This is a genomic window from Actinoplanes cyaneus (genome assembly GCF_016862095.1).
Classification (GTDB): Bacteria; Actinomycetota; Actinomycetes; order Mycobacteriales; family Micromonosporaceae; genus Actinoplanes; species Actinoplanes cyaneus.
On the sequence record NZ_BOMH01000115.1, the window covers coordinates 1 to 8,103 of the forward strand.

At 70.1% G+C, this 8,103-nt stretch carries 1 protein-coding gene; it reads left to right on the forward strand.

Features of this window, described 5'->3' with window-relative positions; genetic code table 11:
* Window positions 1–8,103 (forward strand): non-ribosomal peptide synthetase (locus Acy02nite_RS45695; protein ID WP_203756446.1); only part of this gene is annotated, 8,103 nt, incomplete at both ends.

Below are 8,103 nucleotides of genomic sequence, written 5' to 3' on the forward strand. Positions count from 1 at the left end.
CCGCACTACCGGCGCCCGACGTCACCATGCCGGCCGGTGAACGTGAACCGGCCACCCCGGCGGAGGAGGAACTCTGCCGGCTGTTCGGTGAGGTCCTGAATCTGACCCGGGTCGGCACCGAAGCATCCTTCCTGGATCTGGGCGGCGACTCACTGCTCGCGATGCGGCTGGTCGCCAGGATCCGGACGGTTCTCGGCGCCGAACTGAGCGTCCGGGACTTCTTCACGGACCCCACGGTGACCGGTGTCGCCGAGCGGATCGCGCAGGGCGCCGGCGACAGCCGCCAGGCGCTGACCGCGAAGCCTCGCTCCGACCACGCGCCGCTCTCCTTCGCCCAGCAGCGGATGTGGTTCGCCAGCCAGGTGGAGGACTCTCGAACGGGCGGCGCGTCGCCATACAACCTGCCACTGCACTTCCGCATCTCGGGCCAGCTGGACGTCGCGGCGCTGGAGGCCGCGCTCGGCGACGTGGCCGACCGGCACGAGAGCCTGCGCACCCTCTACCCCGAAGCCGACGGCGTGCCACTGCACCGAATCGTACGGGGTCCGGCGGGCCGTCCGTCGCTCTCGGTGACCGAGGTGGCGGCGGTCGACGTCGAGTCCACCCTGGCCGAGGAGGGTGCCCGGCGATTCGACCTGAGCGCCGACCTGCCGTGGCGGGCCCGGCTGCTGGCGCTGGGCAACGACGAGTTCGTCCTGGCGATCGTGGCACACCACATCGCTGTCGACGGCTGGTCGATGGGCGTGCTGAGCGCGGACGTACGGACGGCCTACGTGGCGCGGCGGCAGGGTCAGGCGCCGGACTGGGCCGACCTTCCGGTGCAGTACGCCGATTACGCGCTGTGGCAGCGCGAAGTGCTCGGTGAGCTCGGCGACGAGCAGAGCCTGATCGCCGGTCAGCTCGGCTACTGGCGCGAGACGCTCTCGGGCGCCCCGCAGGAGCTGGTGCTGCCGGCTGATCGGCCCCGATCGGCGACCGCGTCGTATCAGGGCGGTGCGATTCCGGTCGAGCTCGGCGCGGCGACGCATGCGCGGCTGCTCGCGGTGGCGCGTGGTCAGAACGCGACGTTGTTCATGGTCGTGCACGCGGCGCTGGCGGTGCTGCTGTCCCGGATGGGCGCGGGCACCGACGTTCCGATCGGCACTGTGGTTGCCGGTCGTGGGGATGCGGCAGTCGACGACCTGGTCGGGTTCTTCGTCAACACTCTGGTCCTGCGTACGGACCTGTCGGGCGATCCGTCGTTCGCCGATCTACTCGCGCGGGTCCGGGAGACGGACCTGTCGGCGTACGCGCATCAGGACGTTCCGTTCGAACGGCTGGTGGAGGAGCTGAATCCGGCGCGGTCGCTGGCGCGGCATCCGTTGTTCCAGGTGATGTTGACGTTGCAGAACGTGCCGGATCAACAGTGGACGCTGCCGGGTACGCGGGTGCATGAGGTGCGCTCGGGTGGGATGTCGGCTCGGGTGGACCTGTCGTTGACGTTGTCCGAGCGTCGCACGGAGTCGGGTGCGGCGGCTGGTCTGTCGGGTGCCCTGGTTTATGCGGTGGATCTGTTCGATGAGGTGACGGCGCGGGGCCTGGCTGATCGGCTGGTGCGGGTCTTGGAGCAGGTCGCTGCGGATCCGTCGCTGCGGCTGGGCGCGGTCGAGGTGCTCGGTGATCAGGAGCGGTCACGGATTCTGGGCGAGTGGAATGACACCACCCGTCCGGTCCCCGTGGCGTCGGTGGCGCAGTTGTTCGCGGCTCAGGTGGTGCAGTCCCCGGCGGCGGTTGCGGTGGTGGACGAGTCGGGCGAGGTCACGTATGCCGAGTTGGAGGCGGCTGCGGGTGCGGTGGCGGGGGCGTTGCGGGCGCGGGGTGTCGGCCGTGGTGACCTAGTGGCGGTGTTGGTGCCGCGTTCGGGGCAGGTGCCTGCGGTATTGCTGGGGGTCTCCCGATCCGGTGCGGGGTTCATGCCCGTGGATCCGGAGTATCCGCGGGACCGGATCGCGTTCATGCTGACCGATGCGGCCCCCGCACTGGTGGTCTGCACGGCAGAAACCCAGGACCTGGTCCCGGCTGGTATTCCGTATCTGCTGCTGGAGCAGGCGTTGGCCGGGCCGCCGGAGTCGGCGCTGGTGCCGGTGTCGGTGGACGACGTGGCGTATGTGATCTACACATCCGGGTCGACGGGTGTGCCCAAGGGTGTCGCGGTCACGCACCGCGGTCTCGGGAACCTGGTGGTGGCGCAGGCTGACCGGTTCGCGATCGGTGCGGATTCGCGGGTGTTGCAGTTGGCGTCGTGGAGCTTCGACGCCTCGGTGTCGGAGTTTTGTGTGGCGCTGGCGTCGGGCGCGGCGCTTGTGACGCCGTCGTCGGAATGGCTGCCGCCCCAGCGTGCGCTGGGTGACATCTGTGAGCGGTTCGGGGTGTCGCATGTGACGGTGCCACCGTCGGTGCTGGCGTCGGTCGGTGAGTTGCCCGACGGTGTGGGCACGGTGGTGGTGGCCGGTGAGGCGTGCCCGCCGAGCGTGGTGGAGCGCTGGTCGGGTCGCCGGTTGATCAATGCGTATGGGCCGACCGAGACGACGGTCTGCGCGACGATGAGTAACCCGCTGTCGCCGGGTGTGGTGTCGATCGGTGGGCCGATCGCGAATGTGCGGGTCCTGGTGCTCGACGAATGGCTGCGTCCGGTCCCGGTGGGTGTAGTCGGTGAGTTGTATGTGTCGGGTCCGGGGGTGGCGCGTGGTTATGTGCGCCGGCCGGGGCTGACGGCGTCCCGGTTCGTCGCGGATCCGTCGGGTGAGGGCGGCCGGGTGTATCGCACGGGTGACCGGGTGAAGTGGACCGCCGGCGGCGAGCTGACGTTCGCGGGCCGGGCGGATGATCAGGTGAAGGTGCGCGGGTTCCGCATCGAGCCGGGCGAGGTCCAAGCGGTCCTGGCAGGGCATCCTCAGGTGGCGCAGGCTGCGGTGATCGTGCGGGACAACCAGTTGCTCGGCTATCTGGTCGCGGTCGGTGACCTTGATCTTGCCGAGGTGCGGGAGTTCGCGGCGCAGCGGCTGCCGGATTACATGCTGCCGCTGTTGATCGTGCTGGACGCCCTGCCGGTGACGGTGAACGGCAAACTCGATCATGCTGCGCTGCCGGCCCCGGACTTCAGCGATGTGGGCGGGCGTGCCCCGGCCACGGCGACCGAGGAGATCTTGTGCGGGTTGTTCGCCGAGATCCTCGGTATCGATGCGGTGCCGGCGGATGCGTCGTTCTTCGATCTTGGTGGTGATTCGCTGTCGGCGATGCGGTTGATCGCTCGGGTGCGGCGGGTGTTCAGCGTGGAGTTGAGTATCGGGGAGTTGTTCACGGCGCCGTCGGTGGCTGAGGTGGCGGTGCTGGTCAGTGGTCCGGTGGCTGGGCAGACCCGGGCGGCGTTGGTGGCCGGGGAGCGTCCGCAGCGGCTGCCGTTGTCGTACGGCCAGCAGCGGATGTGGTTCCTGAACCGGCTGGAACAGGCGGACTCCGCCTACAACATGCCGATGGCGTTGCGGCTACGCGGTCACCTGGACGTGGCCGCCCTGGAGGCGGCGCTGGGTGATGTCGCCGGCCGGCACGAGATTCTGCGGACGATCTATCCGGAGACGGACGGGACGGCGTGTCAGCAGATCGTCGACGAGCGGCCGCCCTTCTCCACCGCCGTCTTCTCCGACGACGAGCTGGCTGCCTGCCTGGGCCACGGCTTCGACCTGAGTGCCGAACTGCCCTGGCGGGTGCGGCTATTCACGGATGGTCCGGGTGAGTTCGTGCTCGCGATCGTCGCGCATCACATCGCGTTGGATGGCTGGTCGATGGGGGTGCTGACCCGGGATCTGCGGGCGGCGTATGCGGCCCGGATTCAAGGTCAGGCCCCGGCCTGGACCGAGCTGGGCGTTCAGTACGCCGACTACGCGCTGTGGCAACGTGAGGTGCTCGGAGAGCTCGACGACGAGCAGAGCCTCGTCGCCCGCCAGCTCGGCTACTGGCGCGAGACACTGGCGGGCGCCCCGCAGGAACTGGCGTTGCCGGCCGACCGGCCGCGTCCCGCGGTCGCGTCGTACCGGGGCGACACCCGCCGGATCCAGGTGGACCCGGCGACGCACGCCCGGCTGACCGAGCTTGCTCAGGGGGACCGGGCCACGACGTTCATGACGGTCCAGGCGGCGCTCGCGATGCTGCTGTCCCGGCTGGGTGCGGGCACCGACATTCCGATCGGCACGGTGGTGGCCGGCCGCGGTGACACCGCACTGGACGACCTGCTCGGGTTCTTCGTGAACACCCTGGTGCTGCGCACCGACCTGACCGGCAACCCGACCTTCACCGAACTGCTCCGCCGCGTACGCGAAACCGACCTGACGGCGTACGCGAATCAGGATCTGCCTTTCGAACGACTGGTCGAAGAGCTGAACCCGGCCCGCTCGCTCGCGCACAACCCGCTCTTCCAGGTCGCTCTCATCCTGCAGAACCTCCGGCAGGACGGCGGCGGGCTGAACCTGCCCGGCGTCGAGGTCGCTCCCGTCGAGGACGAGGCCCTGCCGGACGCGGCGAAGTTCGACCTCTCCCTCACACTCACCGAGCACTGGGACGCGGACGGAGGCCCGGCCGGTCTCACCGGCGCGCTGCTCTACTCCACCGACCTGTTCGACGAGTCCACGGCGCAGGCTCTGGTGGAGCGGCTGGTCAGCGTCCTGACCCTGGTGGCGGCGGACCCGGACCTGCGGCTCGGCGACGTCGATGTGCTCCTGAACGGCGAACGGGACCTGGTGCTCCGGCACTGGAACGACACCGGAGCGGCGGTCGAGGACGGCTCACTGGCCGACCTGTTCGAGGCACAGGCAGTCCGTACGCCGGACGCGGTCGCGGTGGTCGGCGAGAGCGTGTCGTGGACCTATCGGGAACTGTCCCGCGCGAGTTCGCAACTGGCGCACGAGCTGATCGCCCGCGGGGTGACCCCGGGTGACATGGTCGGCGTCCTGCTCGACCGGTCGCCGGAGCTGCTGCGGGTGTTGCTCGCGGTCGGCAAGGCCGGTGCGGCGTACCTGCCGGTGGACCCGTCATACCCGGCGGCACGGGTGGACTTCATGCTCACGGACGCCGGGGTGAACCTGGTGGTCTGCGGCGAGTCGACGGCGCCGGCCGGGGTGAACTGCCTTCTCCTCGACGACCCGGGTGTCCGGGAAGCGGTGACGAGCCGGTCCGAAGTCGCCCCGGTCGTGCCGCGGCGACCGGAGAACCCGGCGTACCTCATCTACACCTCGGGTTCGACCGGCGTGCCGAAGGGCGTGCTCGTCACGCAGGCCGGGGTGGGGAGCCTGGCCGCCAGCCATGTGTCCCGGTTCCGGGCCGGCCCGGGCTCCCGGGTGTTGCAGTTCGCGTCGCCGAGCTTCGACGCGGCCTTCGCCGAGTTCTGCACGGCCCTGCCGTCGGGCGCCACCCTGGTGATGGTCGGCAGGGACCTGCTGCCCCCGTTCGGATCACTGACCACCTTGGTGGAACGGTTCGGCGTCACGCATGTGACAGTGCCGCCGTCGGTCCTGGCCGCCGTGGACGACGTCCCGGCGACGGTCGAGACGCTGGCGGTGGCGGGCGAGGTGTGCCCGCCGGACCTGGTGCGGCGGTGGTCGGCCGGGCGCCGGATGCTGAACGCGTACGGGCCGACCGAGGCGACCGTCTGCGTGACGCTGAGTGATCCGCTGTCGGACGCGGACGAGGTGGTGCCGGTCGGCCGACCGCTGGAGAACGGCCAGGCGTATGTGCTGGACGCCTGGCTGCGCCCGGTGCCGGTGGGTGTTCCCGGCGAGCTCTACCTGGCCGGAGCGCAACTGGCACAGGGATATCTGGGCCGTCCGGGGCTGACCGCGCAGCGCTTCATGGCGTGCCCGTTCGTGGGCACTGACGGGCACGGCGTGCCGGGCTCGCGGATGTACCGCACCGGCGACGTCGCCCACTGGGGTCAGGACGGCCAACTGGTCGTCGTGGGCCGGGCGGACGAGCAGGTGAAGATCCGCGGGTTCCGCATCGAGCCGGCGGAGGTCCAGGCGGTCGTGGCGTCGCACCCGCTGGTGGACCAGGCTGCGGTGGTCGCCCGCGAGGATCAGCCCGGCGACAAGCGCCTGGTGGCGTACGTGGTGGCGCAGGCCGGCGGCGTGGACGCCGCGCAGGTGCGGGCCTTCGTCGCGGAGACGCTGCCGGCGTACATGGTGCCCGCGATCGTGGTCTTCCTGCCGGCGTTGCCGGTGACGGTGAACGGCAAACTGGACCGGGACGCCCTGCCGGCGCCCGACGCGACCACCCAGGCCACCGGCCGGGCCGCGGCGACCGCCACAGAAGAGGTGCTGAGCCAGCTCTTCGCCGAGATCCTGGGCGTCGACTTCGCGCCGGCTGATGTGTCGTTCTTCGACCTGGGCGGCAACTCCCTGTCCGCCATGCAGCTGATCGCCCGGGTCCGGGCGGTGCTCAACGCCGAGGTGGGCGTCCGTGACCTGTTCGCCGGGCCGACGGTCGCCGCCCTGGCAGGCCTGATCGAGGAGTCCGACGGTACGACCCGGGTGGCGTTGACGGCGCGGGAGCGTCCGGAGCGGCTGCCGCTGTCGTACGGGCAGCAGCGGATGTGGTTCCTGAACCGGCTCGAGGATGCCGGTCAGGGCGTCGCCTACAACATGCCGATGACGGTGCGGATCTCCGGTGAGCTGGACGTGGCCGCGCTGGAGGCGGCGCTCGGTGATGTCGCGGACCGGCACGAGGTGCTGCGGACGATCTACCCCGAGATCGACGGGGTGGCGAGTCAGCGGATTGTCGACGAGCGCCCGCCCTTCTCCACCGCGGTGTTCTCCGACGACGAACTGGCTGCCTTCCTGGGCGGCGGCTTCGACTTGAGTGTCGAGTTGCCGTGGCGGGTGCGGTTGTTCACGGACGGTCCGGACGAGTTCGTGCTGGCGATCGTGGCGCATCACATCGCCTTGGACGGCTGGTCGATGGGGGTGCTGACCCGGGATCTGCGGGCGGCGTATGCGGCCCGCCTTCAGGGTCAGGCTCCGGTCTGGACCGGCCTTTCCGTTCAGTACGCCGATTACGCGCTGTGGCAGCGTGAAGTCCTCGGTGAACTGGACGACGAGCAGAGCCTCGTCGCGGGTCAGCTCGGGTATTGGCGCGAGGCGTTGTCCGGTGCTCCGCAGGAGTTGGTGTTGCCGGTTGACCGGCCGCGCCCCGCGGTGGCGTCGATGCGTGGTGCGGCGGTGGATCTGTCCGTGGGTGCGGAGACGCATGCGCGGCTGGTGGAGCTGGCGCGGCGTAGTGGTTCGACGGTGTTCATGGTGGCGCATGCGGCGCTGGCGGTGTTGCTGTCGCGGATGGGTGCTGGCACGGATATCCCGCTGGGCACGTCGGTGGCGGGTCGTGGTGACGCCGCGTTGGACGAGCTGGTCGGGTTCTTCGTCAACACCCTGGTCTTGCGTACGGACCTGACCGGTGATCCGTCGTTCACCGATCTGCTGGGCCGGGTCCGGGAAACGGACCTTGCTGCGTACGCGAATCAGGATGTGCCGTTTGAGCGGCTGGTCGAGGACCTGAACCCGGTTCGGTCGCTGGCGCACAATCCGTTGTTCCAGGTCATGTTCGTGCTGCAGAACCTGCCTTCGGCGGACAGGGGCTGGGACCTGCCGGGAGTGCTGGTGCGGCCGGCCGGGCCCGCTTCGGATCGGACCGCGGCGAAGTTCGACCTGTCGGTGATGCTTGCCGAGCGCCGTGACGAGACCGGCGTGCCGGGCGGGATCACGGGCGAGGTCGTGTACGCGACGGACCTGTTCGACGAGTCGACGGTGCGTGCCCTGGCCGACCGTCTGGTGCGAGTGCTGGAGCAGGTGGCCGCCGATCCGCAGCTGCGGTTGAGCCAGGTCGACGTGCTCGGTGAAGCCGAACGGGCGCTGGTGACCCGGGACTGGAACGACACGGTCACGCCGGTGACAGGGGGCACGGTCCTGGATCTGATCGCGGGCTGGGTGCAGTCGACTCCTGACGCGATCGCGGTCCGTGGCGGCGACCGCTCGTTGACGTATGCGCAGCTTGATGAGCGGGCGGCGCGTGTTGCGGCGGGTC